General features: G+C 31.2%; 15 protein-coding genes. 9 read left to right on the top strand and 6 right to left on the bottom strand.

Going from position 1 to position 18,804, the window contains the following annotated elements; all coding sequences use genetic code 11:
- Window positions 1–47: 47 nt before the first annotated feature.
- From ACMX9J_RS24465 to ACMX9J_RS24440, 6 genes are all read left to right on the top strand, one after another.
- Entirely contained in the window at window positions 48–743 is a 696-nt protein-coding gene (locus ACMX9J_RS24465) for a response regulator transcription factor (protein ID WP_416226313.1), read from the top strand.
- Window positions 740–1,846, top strand: coding sequence for a sensor histidine kinase (locus ACMX9J_RS24460; protein WP_416226312.1), 1,107 nt, complete (start codon window positions 740–742; stop codon window positions 1,844–1,846). Before ACMX9J_RS24465 ends, ACMX9J_RS24460 begins: the two co-directional genes overlap by 4 nt.
- Before the next feature lie 289 nt (window positions 1,847–2,135).
- Complete coding sequence (locus ACMX9J_RS24455) at window positions 2,136–3,056, top strand: ABC transporter ATP-binding protein (RefSeq protein ID WP_416226311.1); 921 nt, start codon at window positions 2,136–2,138, stop codon at window positions 3,054–3,056.
- The gene (locus tag ACMX9J_RS24450) at window positions 3,053–3,811 is read left to right on the top strand and encodes an ABC transporter permease (RefSeq protein ID WP_416226310.1); all 759 of its coding nucleotides are present in this window, start codon (window positions 3,053–3,055) and stop codon (window positions 3,809–3,811) included. Before ACMX9J_RS24455 ends, ACMX9J_RS24450 begins: the two co-directional genes overlap by 4 nt.
- A gap of 13 nt (window positions 3,812–3,824) precedes the next feature.
- Window positions 3,825–4,568 (top strand): ABC transporter permease, encoded by a 744-nt coding sequence (locus ACMX9J_RS24445; protein ID WP_328259390.1) that lies wholly within the window; start codon window positions 3,825–3,827, stop codon window positions 4,566–4,568.
- Window positions 4,569–4,599: 31 nt separating this feature from the next.
- Entirely contained in the window at window positions 4,600–4,866 is a 267-nt protein-coding gene (locus ACMX9J_RS24440) for a hypothetical protein (protein ID WP_416226309.1), read from the top strand.
- 269 nt (window positions 4,867–5,135) lie between these two features.
- Here ACMX9J_RS24440 and ACMX9J_RS24435 read toward each other — a convergent pair whose 3' ends face one another.
- Complete coding sequence (locus ACMX9J_RS24435) at window positions 5,136–6,107, bottom strand: helix-turn-helix domain-containing protein (protein WP_416226308.1); 972 nt, start codon at window positions 6,105–6,107, stop codon at window positions 5,136–5,138.
- A 479-nt stretch (window positions 6,108–6,586) separates the two neighbouring features.
- Between ACMX9J_RS24435 and ACMX9J_RS24430 the strand changes: the two genes are divergently transcribed.
- On the top strand, window positions 6,587–7,735 hold the full coding sequence (locus ACMX9J_RS24430; RefSeq protein WP_416226307.1) for a tyrosine-type recombinase/integrase: 1,149 nt from the start codon (window positions 6,587–6,589) through the stop codon (window positions 7,733–7,735).
- A 111-nt stretch (window positions 7,736–7,846) separates the two neighbouring features.
- The gene (locus ACMX9J_RS24425) at window positions 7,847–8,149 is read left to right on the top strand and encodes a VanZ family protein (RefSeq protein ID WP_416226361.1); all 303 of its coding nucleotides are present in this window, start codon (window positions 7,847–7,849) and stop codon (window positions 8,147–8,149) included.
- 1,596 nt (window positions 8,150–9,745) lie between these two features.
- Here the strand turns inward: ACMX9J_RS24425 and ACMX9J_RS24420 are convergent.
- The 5 genes from ACMX9J_RS24420 to ACMX9J_RS24400 all read right to left on the bottom strand — a co-directional run bounded on the left by ACMX9J_RS24420 (window position 9,746) and on the right by ACMX9J_RS24400 (window position 15,978).
- Window positions 9,746–9,967, bottom strand: a complete 222-nt coding sequence (locus ACMX9J_RS24420) for a hypothetical protein (protein WP_416226306.1) — start codon at window positions 9,965–9,967, stop codon at window positions 9,746–9,748.
- 236 nt (window positions 9,968–10,203) lie between these two features.
- On the bottom strand, window positions 10,204–11,985 hold the full coding sequence (locus ACMX9J_RS24415; RefSeq protein ID WP_416226305.1) for a zinc-ribbon domain-containing protein: 1,782 nt from the start codon (window positions 11,983–11,985) through the stop codon (window positions 10,204–10,206).
- Window positions 11,986–12,220: 235 nt separating this feature from the next.
- Window positions 12,221–13,711 (bottom strand): hypothetical protein, encoded by a 1,491-nt coding sequence (locus ACMX9J_RS24410; protein WP_416226304.1) that lies wholly within the window; start codon window positions 13,709–13,711, stop codon window positions 12,221–12,223.
- A complete protein-coding gene (locus ACMX9J_RS24405; RefSeq protein WP_416226303.1) occupies window positions 13,711–14,562 on the bottom strand; it encodes a hypothetical protein in 852 nt (283 codons plus the stop codon). Before ACMX9J_RS24405 ends, ACMX9J_RS24410 begins: the two co-directional genes overlap by 1 nt.
- A 48-nt stretch (window positions 14,563–14,610) precedes the next feature.
- Complete coding sequence (locus ACMX9J_RS24400) at window positions 14,611–15,978, bottom strand: DUF6946 family protein (protein WP_416226302.1); 1,368 nt, start codon at window positions 15,976–15,978, stop codon at window positions 14,611–14,613.
- A gap of 733 nt (window positions 15,979–16,711) precedes the next feature.
- Here ACMX9J_RS24400 and ACMX9J_RS24395 point away from each other — a divergent pair.
- On the top strand, window positions 16,712–18,553 hold the full coding sequence (locus ACMX9J_RS24395; RefSeq protein ID WP_416226301.1) for a KAP family P-loop NTPase fold protein: 1,842 nt from the start codon (window positions 16,712–16,714) through the stop codon (window positions 18,551–18,553).
- The last annotated feature ends 251 nt before the right edge of the window (window positions 18,554–18,804 follow it).

Genomic DNA, 18,804 nt, shown 5'->3' with positions numbered 1-18,804 from the left:
TTATATTGAAAAATAAGGAGTGTTATGAAAAGTTGGAAAGGATACTATTGGTAGATGATGAAGTAGGGCTATTAGATATGATGAGTGCAGCTCTTAAGGTTGAGGGATTTCATTCAGTTGATAAAGCTACGACCTCTCAAGAAGCTTTAGAGTATGTTAAACGAAATCAATATGCTGTAATTGTATTGGATGTAACATTACCTGATATGGATGGATATTTATTATGTACTAAAATAAGAGAAAAAACCAATACTCCTATAATGTTTCTCACAGCTAGAACATCCGACTTAGATGTCCTCACTGGCTTAAATGTAGGAGGAGACGATTACATTACTAAACCATTTAAACCATTAGAGGTTATCGCACGCATTAGAGCAAAGATTAGAAGAGAACAAAATTATAGAGAAGTAGATAAAACTGAACAATTAGAATATAGGTATGGTTTTTTATATCTTAATTTAGCTAGTGGTCAACTCTTTGTTAGAAATTGTGAAGTATCTTGTACAGCTAGAGAACTACAGTTGTTATCTTTCTTCTTTAAAAATCCTAATTATATTTTTAGCATACAAGATTTATATGAAAAGATATGGGGAAATGACAGTTTAGGCGATACAAATACAGTTATGGTTTATATTAATCGAATTAGGAAGAAAATTGAACAAGCTCCAAACAATCCTGAATTATTAATTAATGTTAGAGGTTTAGGATATAAATTTATACCTCCTAAGGATGGTTCTTTTTGAAAATAAGGTTAAAATTTATTCTTTTATTTCTAATTAATTTATTTTTATTATTAAATTTCGTTTATTTTGGTTTTGCTTTGATTAATTCATTTAGTTTTGACATAATCAACTTTTTTATAGAGGATCATACACTAAATGATAAAATCAGTGACTTTATTATTAAATATCATACATTAATAATATTGGTACTGGTAATTTTTAGTTATGGATGGCTATTAAGTAGTCCATTATTTCACATATTAGAATGGCTTAATTACTTATCTAAGGACAAATATGAGGAGCCAGTAGATAGAAATGGCGTAGCTAGAAGCCTTTCAAAGAGAACAGGTAGTATAAAATATACATTTATTCTTTACAAAAACATTTTAAATCATTTGCAATATTTAACGAACTCTTTAAAAGAAAGTAAGAAAAAAGAAAAAGAAATTGAGAAAAAGAAAAGAGAGTGGGTAGCAGACATTGCCCATGATTTAAAGACTCCACTTTCTTATATAAAAGGTTATTCTTCTATGCTCTTATCTAGTGATAAGTGGACGGAAGGGGATCGACTTTTATTTTTGAAGAAAATAGAAGAAAAAACAGAATATATGGAGGCTTTGTTGCAAGATTTAAACGATACATTTAAATTTGAATATCAAAACGAAGATATAGTCAAGCAAGAACAGAATATAATAACTTTTATTAAAAAGATTGTTCTTGAGTTTGCCAATAATCCATCAGCTAAAGATTATGAAATTGAACTATTTAATTACATTGGCGAAGAATTTTATTATCCATTTAGCGCTCCTTTACTACAAAGAGTATTAAATAATTTACTTGGAAATGCCATTATACATAATCCTAAAGAAACTAATATTAGTGTCATATTAAAAATAGACTCAAAATCTTTAATAATTATTGTTAGAGATGATGGAGTAGGAATTCAAGAAGAAATTAAAAAGCATATATTCGATCGGTACTATAAAGGTAATTCTGTAGCTAAGAAAGGCTCTGGATTAGGATTACACATTTCTAATCAGTTTATAGAGGCACATGGAGGTAATATAAAACTTGAAAAAGATGTAGAGACTGGAACTTCATTAAGAATATGTCTACCACTTTGAACATATAAAGATTTAGGATGTAGAAGAACATGAAGATGTAAGTTATAGTAATTTTAAAAATTCTTTGCAATGGTATGACTATCCTATCATTGCAAAGAATTACGTATTAGTATTGACTTATTGGAAAAAACCTTATTTTGTAATAAACAAGACCGTTCTATGTTTTAGAACGGTCTTGTTTATTATTTCTTCGAATTATTATGAAATAATTTAATTTTTAAGGTTATGTTAAGGTTATTTTTCTTCTCTGTTTACTTTCACAATCTATAATGATTTTGAGGTGATTAAATTGAATAAAATTATTGAAACGGCTAATTTAGTAAAACAGTATAAAAAAACAAAGGTAGTAAATCAGCTAAACCTATCTGTAGAACAAGGAGATATCTATGGGTTTTTAGGCCCTAACGGTGCTGGGAAGACAACTACCATTCGTATGCTATTAGGATTAATTAAACCTACTTCTGGAGATGTTGAAATATTTGGTAAAAATTTAACCAGAAACAGAATGAGCATTTTGAGCCAAGTGGGTTCCTTAGTTGAATACCCTTCTTATTATGGAAACTTGACAGGATATGAAAATTTGGAAGCAATCCATAAATTATTACGTATTAAAGATAAAAACCAGATTAACGAAGTACTTAATATTGTTGGGTTAATGAAAGCAAAAGACAAACTAGTAAAAAACTATTCATTAGGTATGAAACAACGTTTAGGAATTGGACTTGCTTTGCTTAATTCTCCCAAATTATTAATCCTTGATGAGCCTACTAATGGACTAGACCCTGCAGGTATACAAGAAGTTCGAGAGTTAATTAAAGGTTTACCTTCCAGTTATGGAATTACAGTTATGATCTCTAGTCATTTACTAAGCGAAGTTGATCAAATGGCCAATAAAGTAGGCATTATAAATGAAGGAAATTTAATTTTTCAAGATGATATCCAAGAATTAAGAAAGAAGAGTGCTTCAAAAATCAACATAAGAGTTAACAATCCAAACTTAGCTCAAACAATTTTGAATAAAGAAGGATGGAATGTATTCCTTAATGAGAATAAAGAAATAGTAATTAATGAAAATGAAGATAGTAAAATCGCATACATTGCCGATAAGTTAATGCGTCAACAGTTAGCTATATATCGAATACAAGAAGAAAAACAATCTTTAGAAGATATTTTCCTCGAAATTACACACAAAGGTGGAAAAGTATCGTGAATAATGTTATACATTCAGAAAAAATGAAACTGAAGAGAACCTTTATCACACCGGTTACTTTAGTTTATCCTCTTGGAATTGTTATGTTATCCTTTTTACTTATATTGATGCAAAAAAATAATTTTATGGAAAGAAACTATAATATGTGGGATGCAATGGTAGTGATGACTCAATTTGTTATTATGTTTTTAATTCCTCTTGCTATCACCATTATAAGTTCGAATTTGATTAACGTAGAACACCAAACAAATTCATGGAAATTTTTATTTACTCTTCCAGTAGGTAAATCTCAATTTTATTTTAGTAAGCTTTTTTATTTATTAAAATTATGTTTTTTTTCAGCCTTAATCATCTTTATAGGTTTTATTCTAATTGGAAAAACTTTAGGTTTTAGTGGCGGAATTCCTTATTTACTTTTATTAAAAGCTGCTTTTTTACCATATCTAGGATCTTTTCCTATCATTACTTTTCAATTATGGATGTCAATACAATTTAAAAATCAAGCATTTCCAATTGGTATTGGTATTTTAGGAGCAATTTCTACATTTTTCTTACAAATGAATGCAAGTACGTCATATCTATTCTGGGCTTATCCAGCTATGATGACACCAGTTAAGTTATTGCTTGCAAATGGTTCTTTAGGGGACATTGTAACTAACGATGCGGTGGCACTATATACAACATTGAGTATCATTTTCGGCCTATTATTTTTGCTCATAGGATTAATTAAGTTCAATAAACAACAAGTAGACTAGGAGGGACTATCTTATGTTTCGTGATTATCTTATGTTTGAATGGTTTAAATTAAAAAGACAAAAAATATGGATATTATTAATGGTAGTTCCTTTTATAAGCGTAATCCTGGGATTAGCGAGCTTTTTAGGAAACTATGATGTATTAATGGATGAAAAAGGGGATAATGGCTGGTTAGAATCTTGGACACAAATTACTTTATTTTATGGTATGTTATTTCTACCTATCTCTTCAGGTATTTATGCAGCTATGGTTTGTAGAACTGATCATCTAAATGGTGGGTGGAAATTACAATTTTCTTTACCTATCTCTAAAGGCATTATTTATTTATCTAAACTAACTGTAATATTATTACTAATACTTTTAATGCAACTGTTCTTGGTTTTATTTTACCTTATTGGAGGCACTATAATTCATATTGATAACCCTATTCCTGTCACTTTTATTCTATCTGCAATTCTTCTAAGCTGGCTAGGAACTTTTTCTTTATCCTCAATTCAATTGTGGTTATCATTTAAAATTAAAAGCTTTGGAATACCATTAGGTATTAATATTTTCTTATCATTCCTAGTTTTTGCAGCGTATACATCTAAGTGGGGGATGCTTTATCCTTGGGCTCAACCGTCATTTGCTATTTCTACACCGGATGAGAGTCCAATTCAATCGTACCCTCTATTTATAGGTATAGTATTTATAACTTTCTTGATTTTTGTAACAATAACATCTTTTCGTTTCAAAAGAGCAGATCTAGAAAATTAATCTTACTCATAGAAGGGAAAGAAAAATAAAAGTGAAACCTACAGAAAAAAATGAAGGTTATCAAAAGAAATTAAAAATAATGACAAGAGGCGCTGCAGTATTCTTTTTTCTTTTAGCAGTATATTATATAGCATGGAGTTTTGTAAGAGAAGAAAGTTTCTCAAGCGTGATAATATATCCTATTGCTATTTCATTAATTATTATTTCAATTGAAAAACTTATATTTGAGAAAAAATCCTTTATTATTTATTTAATTGCCTCAGTTCTTTTATTTGGGGCGGGTATTATATTTATATAAATACAGTCAGATGAGAAGACAGGCAAAATTTATAAAAATCAATCTATGCCTATGTACGAAGACAAATTTAAAACTGTTCCAGCTGGTTATTCTTTAACTTTTGATGTGTCATTTATGATGGAAAAATCACCAAAAGATTTAAATAATATGTACTTATATATGGAAAGTAAAATTGATCCATTTGTTGATATACATTGGAAACTTGATAATCTAGACTAATATTTAAATAAGAAGAGACGCTTTTATTAGGCATCTCTTCTTGTTCTAACTTATAATTTTTGTACCGCGTATAATAGCAATTCTTCCACATTCTTTTTGCCTAATTCCTTAGCTTTTTGCTGTAACTCTTCCTTCAAATTACTTGATACCTTTACACGTACCACTTCCAAATTGCTATCAATATAAATGCCTCTACTACGCTTATTGATTTTCCCTGAAACAAGAACCGAATCTAATAATTCCACAATTTCTTGAGCTGATTCTGTCAGTAGTACAGGTTTAATTTCAACCAAAAATTGTTCTTTCTCTTCTTGTGGTGTAATTCTCATATTGGTTGGGCTTAGGTACTGATAGAATAAATCCATGAGTTTATAAAGCTGTGATTTTGCATAGGCTGTTTGCTTAAAAGCAAATGTAGCATAGCCTTCTTTGGTAATCGTTTTTTTGGATTCAATCTCATAGGCTGCTTCATAACCGCGATTAAGTAATTCTTCTACCGTTATCTCTTCATGTTGCTCTGTCACTGCCATAATGGGATCTTCTACTGAGTTAATACGAGCAAACTGCTCTTTTTCTTCGCTTTTCTTCACAAAAAGCTGAAATAGCGCAATATTTTGTTCAGCGTGATAGAAATGACGTTTACTTGGTTTGCGCCCCACTTCATGTGTACGCTTAAACGCGTCTAGATCTTCCTCATTCACAAAATAACAATTGATTCCTCGATATTCTTCTTGGAACGCTGGTAACAGTTCTTGTTTAATATACTTATTGACTGTTGTGACTGAGATATCCAGTTGCTGAGCTACCTCTTTTGTCGTAAGCCCAGGCTTCTTTAACTCTTCTTGTAAACGAACGACATCTTGGATATCAAATTCATAACGTCCTTCAATATGCCAGTCATCTTTATTAATAGGATTCAATTTTCCTTGTTGAATATATGTATAAATCGTTTTCTTTGATGAAATAGATAGCATCTCCATCACATCTTCAATGGTAATGATTTTAGTTGGATTATCAATCATGACATACACTCCTTTTTATTTTCTTTTAGTTAATAATTAAGTATATCATATACACATATAGTTATAATCTAAAAGTTTTTATAATTAATATGTAAATAATAAAACCGACTTATATAAAATTAAGTTTCACTATTTACTCTAAGTGATGACAAATAGGAGATTTTTCTACAAACTATATAAATAGTAAACTATATTTATAAAAAGTAAGTTTATACTTTTACTTTTAAATAAGTTACAATTAACAAGTAATAAATATAACAAATAATTTTAATTAGATATTTAATTATAGAAACATTAGATGTTTAATTAAGATAATTAAAAGTTTAAATATTGTTATTAATACTATTAATACGTTTTAAAGGTTATTTACCATCTGTATACAAATAAATACAAACTTAACACCCACATAGAGAAAAAAATATCTTAATACAAGGGAGATTTATAAATAAGATGTCATGTTTTACGAAAGGAGAGGTTTTATGCAAGATTTCTCATTAGTACATATGGAAAGAGAAGTAAGAGAAAGAAAAGGCGATTTCAATAAAATTGTTTCATTGATGCTAGATAGTACGTATTATGATGCATTAGAAGAAAGAAATGAGCATCACCAGCGAAAAAACGAAGAAATGTTTAGTGATTTTACAGATGTAGAAATGATGTACTACTATGTCAATCAACGAAAACATATTCGAAAAGATCGAGAACGAAAAGAAAACACAAAAACCGAATACTTACGGATACTGCTGCAGTTTTACCAGTATGCGGTAGAAAGTAAGTCCTTCTTAAGACAAGATGTAGACCATTATATAGAAGAAACTATTTTTAAAAACCTAAGACCTTGGCATATAAGAAACTATCAGGCATATTTAAGTACCGCATTGTTAGGGAAGGGTGGAAAACCTTATTCACCTGCAACTTTAGACGCTAAAATGACGATTTTAAAAAGTTTTATGAAATGGTTACATGAAACGAAATATATTCACCATCCTTTGCATAAAGAAATTTTGAGTACATCACTATCAGAACAAGAGATTCCAAATCGAGATTTGTATTACCATGAAGTGAAACAGCTTCTGGACTATTACAAGGATCATCCTATTAATTATGGATTGTTAACGATGTTGGCCATGACAGGGTTACGTGTACAAGAAATAGCTAAAGCTTCGTGGGGAGATGTATATCTAGACAGTTTAAGTGGCCATTATCGATTAAGAGGAGTAGGGAAGGGTGGAAAGAAATTTGATAAGCTACTTCATCCATCGCTATATGAACGTATTCTTGCTTTTCGAGAACGACGTCATGTCAGTAAAGCATTAAATTCAAGTGATCATAGTCCATTATTTCCAACTAAAGATGGAGACTATTATCAATATAAAAACTTAAGTAATTATATTGTGCGTATCATTGAACGAACAGAATTACCTTTTGTAAAAGAACGGAATGACAGGATTACGCCTCATTATTTTCGTCATTTTTATGCCATTTATAGTCGGCAGCAGGGAGCCGATATCTTTTTAATTCAAAAAGAACTAGGTCACAGTGATCGTAAGACCACCGAACGTTATCTGGAGAAGGTTTTACAGCGTGAACAAGAAATTGGATTGTTGTGGAAGGAACAAGATTTTTAAAGGTAGATGTTAAAATAGAATGCTTACAGAAATGTTTCCTTTCATTTATGGTTTGTGGGTTTTAGGTATTGTTATATTCATTCTTTTATTTAATCGTATAGTCTTAAAAAAATATATAAATTAGAAAAGGTATTTCTGTTATTATTATCAATCTTTTATTTAGTAGGTTTAATATCTATAACATTATTTCCTATACCTGTAGACGATAATTTAATACAATACCGAACTAGTAGTGGAGATAATGAAGTAAATAATTTGATTCCTTTAAAATCTATTATTGGAGCGATAGATGGGAATTTTATTATTTCAATGATTCATCAACTAGGTGGAAATCTTATTCTGTTGTTTCCTTTGGCATTTTTTATTCCAACTCTATTTCCTAAGCTAACAAAATTTAAGACAATGTACTTATAGGTTTTTCAGTCTGTCTTCTTGTTCCATCACGTATCTCTCACATTCATTGATATCATAGCAATAGATTTAATAAAAAGAAAACTGTTTTATAAATATAAATTAAAAGATAAAACCCCTTGACAGTTTTAGAAAGAGTCCAGGGGTTTTTATATAGGTATTACAAAGGATTGGTATAAGGAGTTGCAAAGTGAACTAAGTTCTTTATACCAATCCTAGACAATTTTAAATTTAAATATGCAAAATCGAACAAAAAGAGAACACCTTTTCACCAAATTGTGGTATACTTGCAGTATGTACCATTAATTTTTAGATGGGCGGTTGCCCTGTTTTACCTTTCTCCACTATATAGAGAAGGGAGGTGACCGTTAATGAAACTTCTTCACGATATTTTAATAGAAATATCTCCTACAATTGTTGGTTTCTTATTAGCATTAATCCCAATTAATGTGTACAAAGAGAAGAACTCCCGAAAAAAGTCTGGCCGGACTAGTCGGAAGTCTTCGAAACGAAAATTCATAAGGCGCAACCACTCATCTAAACGATAGTTGCACTACATTGACGAGATGTTACTATCATCTCGTCTTTGTTATTATATTGCTCATTATAACATAAAAAAATAAAAAAACATATAAAAACATAAATGGCGGACATACATAAAAGGTAAAAAAACAAAAAACATATAAAAAACATTTTTATAAAATAAAAAACAAAAAAGCAGAAAAACATAAAAAAGTAAAAAAACATATTTTTTATAAAATAAAAACCCTTGACAATGCCTTCATTGCCAAGATCCTTCGTAGATAAGTATTGAATTAAAAGAAGTAGCGATAACGAGAAATAGATGGATCTCGTTAAATTTATTATTGCCGGTTTTTATATTGATATACTTACAAAAATTTTTGTGTTTATTGATTTAGAAAAAATTTTCGATTTATTTTTTTCGGTTTTATCTTAACATGTTTAACTTCTTTTTTATCTCTTTCCAGAGCACCAATCTTTTTAGTAAATGTGTTATTAGGATAAGACTCCATCTCCTGTTGAAAAGCAGACTTTTCAGTAACTCTTCTTAAATAATCAATTCTTATACTTTGTTTTTGTAAGCATATAGTTATATTATATAAGAACTTTCCCAAATAAAGAGATATTAACTGTTAAATATTGTTTGTTTTTTCGCTAGAGCATATTACTTTCAATTGTTAACAAGTAAAGGAATATTTATGAGATGAAGGGGAGTGGGAAGTTAGCCAAAAAAAGCAAAACTCCCGATAGTTACATATACCAGGAGTCTTGCTTGTGAAATACATTATCAATAGTAGTTACGATTATTCTAACTGTGGAGGTTAGATTGATACAATATGCAATGACTTCCTATTGTCTTCCTTAAAAAAGTGTATCTATATGTTTGAGAAATATACTACGATTTTAAAATTCATTATAAAAAAAACCTAGTTACGTAATTGGGAGACGTAAAACTAGACTTTTGAGCAAAATACAAACTCTATAAAAGTAAATGTAACATGTGTAGAGGAAAGTCTTAAGTAGTTTGTAATCTGTACTTTGCTGCTATTAGTATGTACGGAAAATGATACGTTATACTTAACCCACATCTTTCTCTTTTTCTAGTCGGTTAAGCTTCAATTCCATTTTAGAAAATTTCTCAGTAAAGAATTTATTATTGGAATTTAAGTCTTTACTTTCTTTTTTGAGTTCTTGGATATCGCTAAGTGTCTTTTTAAACTCTTGCAGTAGAAGGCCAAAACCTGATCCTTCATATTTATTTTCTTTTAAAGACTCTTGTGAAGGAACAACATACATCAATTCGAGCGTTTTCCAACGTTCTTCATTGTCAAGGCTTTCATATGTATCCTCCTTTAATAGGGGTTTCTTCTATTAATTTCCTCATATAGAAAAAAGGTAAGGGCATCACGCCTTACCTTTTTTATTATACATCATTGATTAAGTGATGAGTCTGCATTCTTACAGTGAATTTGTCCAACCTATTTCCTTTCCGATGCACAAAGAGGGGGTAGTGATATCATCAAATAATTAAACTATTAACTAGTTTTTTTTGAATAAAATGCTTTCATTTTTTCACTTATACGTTTACCTTTACATTCTTTAGTGTTGCAGCCTGTACCGTTACTACGATGATATATATGGGCTTCCCATTCATTTCCACACGAATTACACAACCACCATACTTTCTTATTGGAACCCTTCGTAACTTCAGAAGGTGTAAGTTCACCATTTTTAGTGGGGTGCCATTCTTTTGCTAATTTAGGATTTACAACAGCTAATGAGTTAGAAGGGAAGACTTTTTTCCCTTTACAACCAGGACAGCCAGTTTTTCTCTTTCCGGAAGTTCTATGGTTTGGTGTAGTTTCCCATTCATGTTCAGGGTTTCTACTACATTGCCACCAAACTTTTGTTGGAGAGCTAGCAAAAACTTTATCTGGAGTAAGTTCACCATTCTTAGTAGGGTGCCATTCTTTTGCTAATTCAGGAAATTTTAAAAGAAGGGAGTCTTCTGGTGCTAACTTCTTTTTACCACAATACGAACACCCATTACCCTTTGCTTTATCATGCACCTTCATTGGATACGAATGATCCTTTTCACAAATCCACCAGACCTTCGTACCGCTACCATAAGTGAAAAACGAAGGCTTTAATTCTTTGTTTTTATCATAGTCCCACTCCTTAAGGATTTCAGGATGTGTAGTTACAATTGATTTTTCTTTTTGCAGTCTTTTAATAGTTTCCTCAATATCTATAAAATCATTTTCCAAATTTAAAAATTCTTCAAGTTTTTGAGGAGAAATATCAACATTAAAATGTTGAATAAATAATTCGAAGAGCTGAAATATCACTTTCTTAAGTGATTTAAACCCACTAGATTTTTCTCGTTTAATATAAATAGTTGCGCCATCCTCATGTATGTCTACTCTTGGTTCAACTATACGAATTAGTTTTATTCCTTTTTGAGCGCATAATTCATTTTTTCTTTTATCTCTATCTGACTTGTTTTTATGTGCGTATTCACCATCATACTCGATCAGCAAGTTCTCTTCCGGAAAATAAATATCACCAGTCATTTGATAATTATCAAAATAAAGTGGAGCGTTATTGTCAATTGTTAAAGTAGGAAACATTTTTTTTGCATAATAAAAAATTGCCCGCTCAGGGAAAGATGTTTGCTGGCCGGAATTGCATCGCTTACAACCTCTTGAACTATATCTTTGGCGATTGTTTAAAGCTGCTTCCCATACTTCTCCACATTCACTGCATGTCCACCAATATTTTTTATTTGAACGAGGTGTCACTTGTTCAGGCCGTAGCTCATTTAAATCATAATTCCATTCACTTGCTAGTAATGGGTTATCAACTAATAGATTATTTTCTTCCCATGCTTTTTTCCCGCTACAGCAGGGACAGCCATTCTTCTTTGATGCTCTAGAATTTATAGTCGCTGGCCATCTATGCCTGTTATCAACAGAACAGATCCACCAAACTTTCGAATTTGTACCTGGTTTAACTAATTGTGGGGTAAGAGTATTTTTTTCATAGTCCCATTCTTTTGCAAGCTCAGGCTTTAAGTAAGCTAATGATGTTTCATATGTAGGATAGCGACCACTGCAATAAGGACAACCATCCTTTCTATCTTTTTTATTGCGATTATTTATATAGGCCGGCCATTCGTGTCCTTTAGAGCATAGCCACCAAACTCGCTCCGGTGCACTTTTTGTAACATCAGAAGGTTTTAAATCACCGTTTTTAGTAGGGTGCCATTCTTTCACTAAATCAGGTCTATCTTCAGCTAACGTAATTCTTTTTGCCATGTTCATTTTCCTCTCTAATATTATAACCTCAAGATAAAGGGGATAGACACATACAAATTTTCCTCCCCTATATAAAATTGATCATGAATGTCGCCAATTCAGCATGAAAAAGGGTATCTAAGTATAGAGGATCATATAGAGAAAAGAGAAGGGCTTATCCTTCTCTTTTTTATTTTACTTTATTTACTTATGTTTAGGAGCTAGGATGTACAATTTTTTATACGTGCTCAATATTCTATCCTAGGAAAAATTCTTCTAAATCATTATCATCTTTTAAGATTCTACATTCATGCACTCCTAATTCTAAGGCCAGATTCACAGAGGCAGACGCTAAAACGGAAGAGTTTGCACGAACAGTGAAAGCTGCATCTATAAGAGAATCATAATGATCATATGTTGTATTAATCTTTAAAATAATGTCCTGATAAGCAACGTCTAGCTTTGTTACAACAGACTGTGAATAGGTATTCAATATGTTTTTTAGTTCGTGTTCTCTCTCACCTAATTTGTCTTTAGCATACGACCAAATAAAATTTGCAGTTACTGTACCAATAATAGATCCTAGAACAGGAATAGGTATTAACATTTGGCCAATAGCTCCTCCTGTAGCAGCTATTCCTGCTTCCAAACAAAGAATCTGCCCTTGTGTAACAAAGTCATCCATGGTGATTTGATTTTTATTCAAATCGGTCATTAAAGATGTTAGGCCCATAGCAGCACTAGCCATTGCTCCTGCAAAAGGTGCTGATAGAGAGGTTAAATTTGTTAAAGCGTAAATACTACTTGCAGTAACCCCACCTTTCACGCCAGCCTTAACAGAGCTTAAACCGACTTCTTTCCAGTCATTTTCTTCAAAGTCTTGAAGTCTCTTACCATCTTTCATTTTTCTATAAATGATTGTTATTGTATTCAATGAAGCAGCTATTGTAGCTGCTGTTACAGTTACTTTACTGCCTTCACTGACTGAGGGGCCTTTTTTTAATTCAGTAAATTTTATTCTTCCCCTTGCCTTTTGTTCAATTTCTCCTTGTATTCTTTCATTTTGATCAACAAGGTAATCCTGGTGTTTGGAAACCGTTTCTCCAACTTTTCCTAGCTGAGCTTCACTATACTTGGATATTGAAGGTTTTACTACACTTTGAAAACTTTGACCGGTCTCAAGTTCTATCTTCTCTACCTTCTGGAGGATAGCACGAACTGATTTACTGTTTAAATAACTCGGAGGATTACCCGATTTTATATCTTCAATTACCTTATACTGATCTTTTGGGATAGAATAACTCATAGACGTATCTTGATATTTCTCAAAATGTTCCAGAACGTGTTTTAAGGTATTATTAGTCCCATTTATAAACTTTGATTGATATTTAACGTGGTCTAAAATAAAATCTTCAGGTGCAGTACGAGCTACCCCATCAAAAGTAGCAACTTCTTTCTGCCCATTTAAAGCTGCCCAAGCATTACGTACGTTTACTTCTAAATGTTCTGCTACTTCACCATGCTTAGTGTGGTTTGAACCTAGAATGTTATTTGGGTTTGAAAGAAACTGTCGCATTTTCATCATATGACTTAGTGCGTTTTCGAAATTTACATTTTGCTGATTTTGAGCCATGAGCGCATCCTGTACAATTTGGTCTAATTGTTTTGCGATAGACTCACTTTTCCAAAAGTTAAACCCGTCTATTCCAGCCGCCCATACTTGATCACTCCACACATTTGTTGGCATTATTGGCCGACTTCTTTCATAAACAACGCAGACAAACTTTCTGTATTATTAATAATTGCCCTTAACTTGTTACGTTCATCCTCTGAAAACTCAGTAAAAGATTTTACATGCTTTGTATTACTAATAAATAAAATTAGGTCTTGTTCCAAGTTATTAGCTAGGGATTGAGTCAAAGATTTTAAATTGTTAATTTTGATAGATGTTGCTTGGAGAATTCTTATTGATTTCACAATTTCTACGCGTTCTTCGTCTACTTTAATTGCCGTTTTTTTATTCTTTTTACTTATAAAAAAGCCACCTGCAGCCAAACTAGCTGCACCAATTCCCCATCCAATAGGGCCTGCTAGTGCTAGGAAAGCACTTCCTCCTGCCATACCACCACCACCAGCTAGTATAGTTCCTCCTCCTAACCAAGCTAAAGCTGCATTAGTTGCTGCAGCTCCCGACAGAGTAGAAATAGCAGCGCCTGTTGATGCGGTACCAAAGGTAGTAGCTATAGCCATAGCTGCAGTAGGGGCAAAGGCAGCAGTAGCTACACCTGCTGCAACACCCACGGCCGTACCCCCACCAGCCAATTTAAGCATTTCTTTTTCATCATAAGAAATTTCACTAAGAACCTTAAAACTTTTCACATTAAGAAGAACTTGCTCAAAGCTTTTTTCAAACTCTTTTGGAGTATTTGCTAATGTGTTTATATATGCTTCTACTTTTTGAATAATATCAACACTATAAGCACGTGTGTTGTGTAATTTAATAGCATTATTTTGCAAATTATTTGATGTTTTCTCATACTCATTAACAGCTTGTTCTAATTTCTCTATAGCTTCTTTTTTTAATTCATTATTTAACATGAAAAATATCCCCTTTTAAAATGTTATAAGAATTACTTAGTTTTAGAGCTAGCAACTTAAAAACTTTGGATTTCCTTTTATCCACCCAAAATACAAATTGATTCCATTAATAGTAACTGGCCCTACAATACGATTTTTTATAGCTCGTAGCTTAAAAAAAGATACAAATTTACTGTAGTCATGAAAACCTTTGTCCTCTTGACTAAAAGAGTGTATTAACATCAGGGCATTGGGAGCAGTAAACTTTTTAGCAAGAAGAATAGCAGAACCTGTCCTGTGTAACAGCTGATATCTAAGCTCACAAATGTCCGTTTTACATAATTGTTCTAATCTAAGTGTTTCGAGTAGAAATTGAACTCTTTCCCTTAACCCCTTACTTGGTTCATTCTCTAATCTTTTCCCAATCTTGCTACCAAAATCTTCATTGACTTTTCCTTCAACAGCAACGGAAATTAATTCTTCTTTATTTTCTTGTGAGATTCCTTTTGCTAGAACAAATATATCGTTTTGAGAGGCTGCATTTCCCCCAGGTAAACTAACTTTATATTCTGGTAACCCTAAAAGTAATTCCACCTGCTGAAATAGGGGTACATCCGAAGTATTAAAACAAGATTTTACATCAGGAGGAAAATCATTTTGTTTGCCCCAGCAATATGCTAGTGTTTTTGCTGAATATCCTGTTTTAAACTGCTTTTCCCCATTTACTAATAGTCCCTTCCAATCTTCTGGACCTTTACTAGGTATATAAAAAGTTTTAGAGACTTTTAGCTTGTCTTTTGTTTCGTTACTTTGTTTAAACATGGACTGGTATATTAATTGAATGTCTTCACAATATACATCTTTAGCTTGTTGTAGAGGTGGAGAAGGATGATAATAATCCCATTCTGTCTTTCCTCGTTTTCCAAATGTAACGGCATTATACTTTGTTAATGCTTTGTTCCACTGTTTCATAGAGGACTTCAATTGTTGGGGGTGATTGCATCCCCATGCTAGGAGAAACCATGGGTGACCTTGAGAAAAACATTCTTCTATTATCAACTCATTTTCTTTCAGTATTTTATCCTCAATTAAACTAAATTCTTTTCTGGAAAAATTTATATTAGGGTTTCTTAAAGGGAACAAATTGTAGATATATAAACGCCCTTCAAAATTTTCTTTATTTATATAAATACCATTAATCACACAATTAAGTTGTTTCATTGTTGGATCAACAGACAGTTCTCCCACAATTTTATCCTGGTTAGAAGTTAAGAAAGAGTTCCATTCTTGAGTTGATTTTAATTGTGCTGATCCAGGATTCGACATAATGACAGCACCTATGGACTTTTCAGATATTCCCCACTGAAGATAAGTTTGAGTTCTCATTATTTTGTCATTCATTTTATAGAAAGTACCAAATATTTTTGGTTTTTTCATATATTCCCTCCTGAAGTATTTATGAATGTCTTTTATTCTCAATGAAGTAATTTAAATCTATATAAAAGTAAAGAAAATCAATATTATTGGTTAAAAATAACTATTAATGATTATTTTTTCGTTATAATAAAACAGTTTTCAAAGATATTTTACTTCAAATGGAATATTATTCATATATTTAATTGTGTGATTATGTAAAAAGAACTATATTTGAGAAGGATATTAAATAATGGGATGAAAAATTAAGTTAATTGTAAAGAAGTAAGAACGGCTAGGTTAAAAGAATAATATAATTCACATAATGTTCTATATAGATAAAAAGGGGACTAGTGCAAAAACTACACGCTAAAAAATAGATTGTGTATTAACTTTAAATTGCTTATTTATGAACCTAATTCGTATAATTGGTGGATAAATTCCTTTTTTTGGACATACTTCATCCCTTGATGAATTTTCTTTTTCTTAGTCATATACGGGACTTTTATATCACTCAATATGAAAGTAGCTGTAAGAAATGATTTCAGTCTTAATATCAAATTAACTCGCCCTTTATAAAATTGATTATCCTATTCTAACGTTGTCAAACCAATTATTCTCCTTATTTAAAGTGCTAGTACCAGTATTGCAAAAGTTCATAGATTAATATCAATTGTCATTATTTTCTTAAAACAGAACCTTTAATCCTATATGTTGGTGTATAATATATATTGTTTTATCTAAAAAATGGATGGAGATGGTTAATATCAATTACAGAAGAACTAGTATAGTAGACACACCTAGAATTAATAAAAGTATGCATGATTATTTTGGAATCGATAGATATTCCGAGGGTTTGGCAAAATTTATTAAGTACTCAGAAACTCCCATTACTATTGCTATACAAGGTGAGTGGGGAAGTGGAAAAACTTCTTTAATGAGTCATGTACATCATGAGCTTTGTGGGGAGAAGAAAGAATTTGAAAGCATATGGATAAACACCTGGGAATACTCCGTACTTATACAAGATAAAGACACCTTATTGACTGTCGTTTCTCATATGTTAAATGCAACTGTTAAAACTATAGAAGCAAGCTTAGAACAAGTAGATACAGATATAAGAGAAGCAGAAAGTCAAAAGATAAAATCGATTAAAGCAAAGCTAATAAAGATTAAAGATTTCTCAAGGAACCTCTCACCAATGATTCCAGAGTTAACTAAGTTAGTTATAGGACATTTAATAAGTGGAGACACGTCAACACAAGAAATGATGAATCAAATTATCAGTAATTTCTCACAGACCACCTACGAACAGGAGAATTACATTCAGGATGAAGAGCAACAGCGTATTAGTGAAAACATCATGGAACTTAAAATGAGCTTAGAGAGTGTTATTTCTGATTTATTAAAAGTTAATAAAGATAAGCAAGGGTTTATATTCTTCATAGATGATTTAGATAGATTAGAGCCTACAGTTGCTGTAGGTATTTTAGAAGTACTAAAAAACGTATTCACGATTGATAGATGTGTATTCTTATTAGCAATAGACTATGATGTTGTAGTGAAAGGACTAAAATCAAAATTTGGAGAAAAAGACAACAGCAATGAGAAGGAGTTTCGCTCATTTTTCGATAAAATTATTCAAGTTCCATTCACTATGCCAGTAAATAGTTATCAAATTAATGATTTTTTAGCTGATCATTTAGAGGGCATATATTATTTTCAAGAATTTGAAGATAATAAAATTGATTTAAAGAGTTTCAAGAAAAAAGCAGCTCGAATAGTAAAATTATCAGTTGGGACAAACCCCAGAAGCTTAAAAAGGTTAATTAACTCACTTTCATTGTTAAAGATTATTAACAATGGAATTGGAAAAGATATGAATTCTGAAAGCGAAGAAGTTGTACATTTTGCATTAATTTGTATTCAAACTGCCTATCCTCAGGTGTATGAACTGTTAAACAATAACCCTTATTTTACTGGGTGGAATGAAGATACTGTATTAAGTTTCTTAGGGAAGAGAGTAAATTATCCTACAGAAAGAGACGAATTAGATGTTGAAGATACTCTTCATTGGGAAGAAATATTGAACATAATATGTGATGAAATTTCTTTAAGCACAAAGGTTCAACAAATAACAGATATTTTTAATATGATGCTTAGAGAAGTTCCCGATAACGAAGATTTAGCAAGGTTCATGAAGCGCATGCTTTCAATGACAGCACTCACAGATGTTTCCAACGTCAACTCGAAAAAAGTAGATACAGGCTTAAGAATTGGAATGCATGTGAGACAAACTCTTTTAGATTTAATTAATGAAAATCTAATTGAAGATTATATGGTTAAAAATCTATTGAATAAAGAATATTCGAAGAAAACTTTTGGTTTAGGTTATCCTTTTTTAAAAGAGGTTGATGAGAAAAGTTCTATTAGAGATTTAGCAAGGCATGGGGGAAGCAGTAAAAATAGATATTGGACAAAAAGTACTTTTAAAATAAATAATAAAAAATATATTGCATGTAGTGAATGGTATAGTGATATGTATGACGATTTTGAGAATTGGAAGCACAATATTATTTCTAATAAACAGGGAGTATAAAACAAAAGCTTAAATAAATGAAAAGCATAAGTTTTTTTATCTGAATATTAATTAATTTATTTTTGTTCAGAAATTTAAAAACTTTAAAGGGTTCCTGCCTGTTGTCCGTTTATTTATAATCCGTCAGATATAAACAGAAAGCTAAGTCTGCTTATCATTGACGATTTTATTTTGGGAAATAAAATGATTTTTAGAAAAGTTATTGGGCGTATTTTAAAAGAGAATTGATTCATATACACTTTATAATTGAT

The organism is Priestia sp. RMT2NF4, from assembly GCF_047872835.1.
Classification (GTDB): Bacteria; Bacillota; Bacilli; order Bacillales; family Bacillaceae_H; genus Priestia; species Priestia zanthoxyli.
Note: the sequence above shows the minus strand (reverse complement) of the source record. Positions and strands in the feature narration are given on the sequence as shown.

What these genes read in the sequence shown, in the direction of transcription:
- ACMX9J_RS24400 (WP_416226302.1), bottom strand. Translation starts at nt 15,978, where the DNA reads ATGAAAAAACCAAAAATATTTGGTACTTTCTATAAAATGAATGACAAA.
- ACMX9J_RS24430 (WP_416226307.1), top strand. Translation starts at nt 6,587, where the DNA reads ATGCAAGATTTCTCATTAGTACATATGGAAAGAGAAGTAAGAGAAAGA.
- ACMX9J_RS24435 (WP_416226308.1), bottom strand. Translation starts at nt 6,107, where the DNA reads ATGATTGATAATCCAACTAAAATCATTACCATTGAAGATGTGATGGAG.
- ACMX9J_RS24415 (WP_416226305.1), bottom strand. Translation starts at nt 11,985, where the DNA reads ATGGCAAAAAGAATTACGTTAGCTGAAGATAGACCTGATTTAGTGAAA.
- ACMX9J_RS24445 (WP_328259390.1), top strand. Translation starts at nt 3,825, where the DNA reads ATGTTTCGTGATTATCTTATGTTTGAATGGTTTAAATTAAAAAGACAA.
- ACMX9J_RS24395 (WP_416226301.1), top strand. Translation starts at nt 16,712, where the DNA reads ATGGTTAATATCAATTACAGAAGAACTAGTATAGTAGACACACCTAGA.
- ACMX9J_RS24405 (WP_416226303.1), bottom strand. Translation starts at nt 14,562, where the DNA reads ATGTTAAATAATGAATTAAAAAAAGAAGCTATAGAGAAATTAGAACAA.
- ACMX9J_RS24410 (WP_416226304.1), bottom strand. Translation starts at nt 13,711, where the DNA reads ATGCCAACAAATGTGTGGAGTGATCAAGTATGGGCGGCTGGAATAGAC.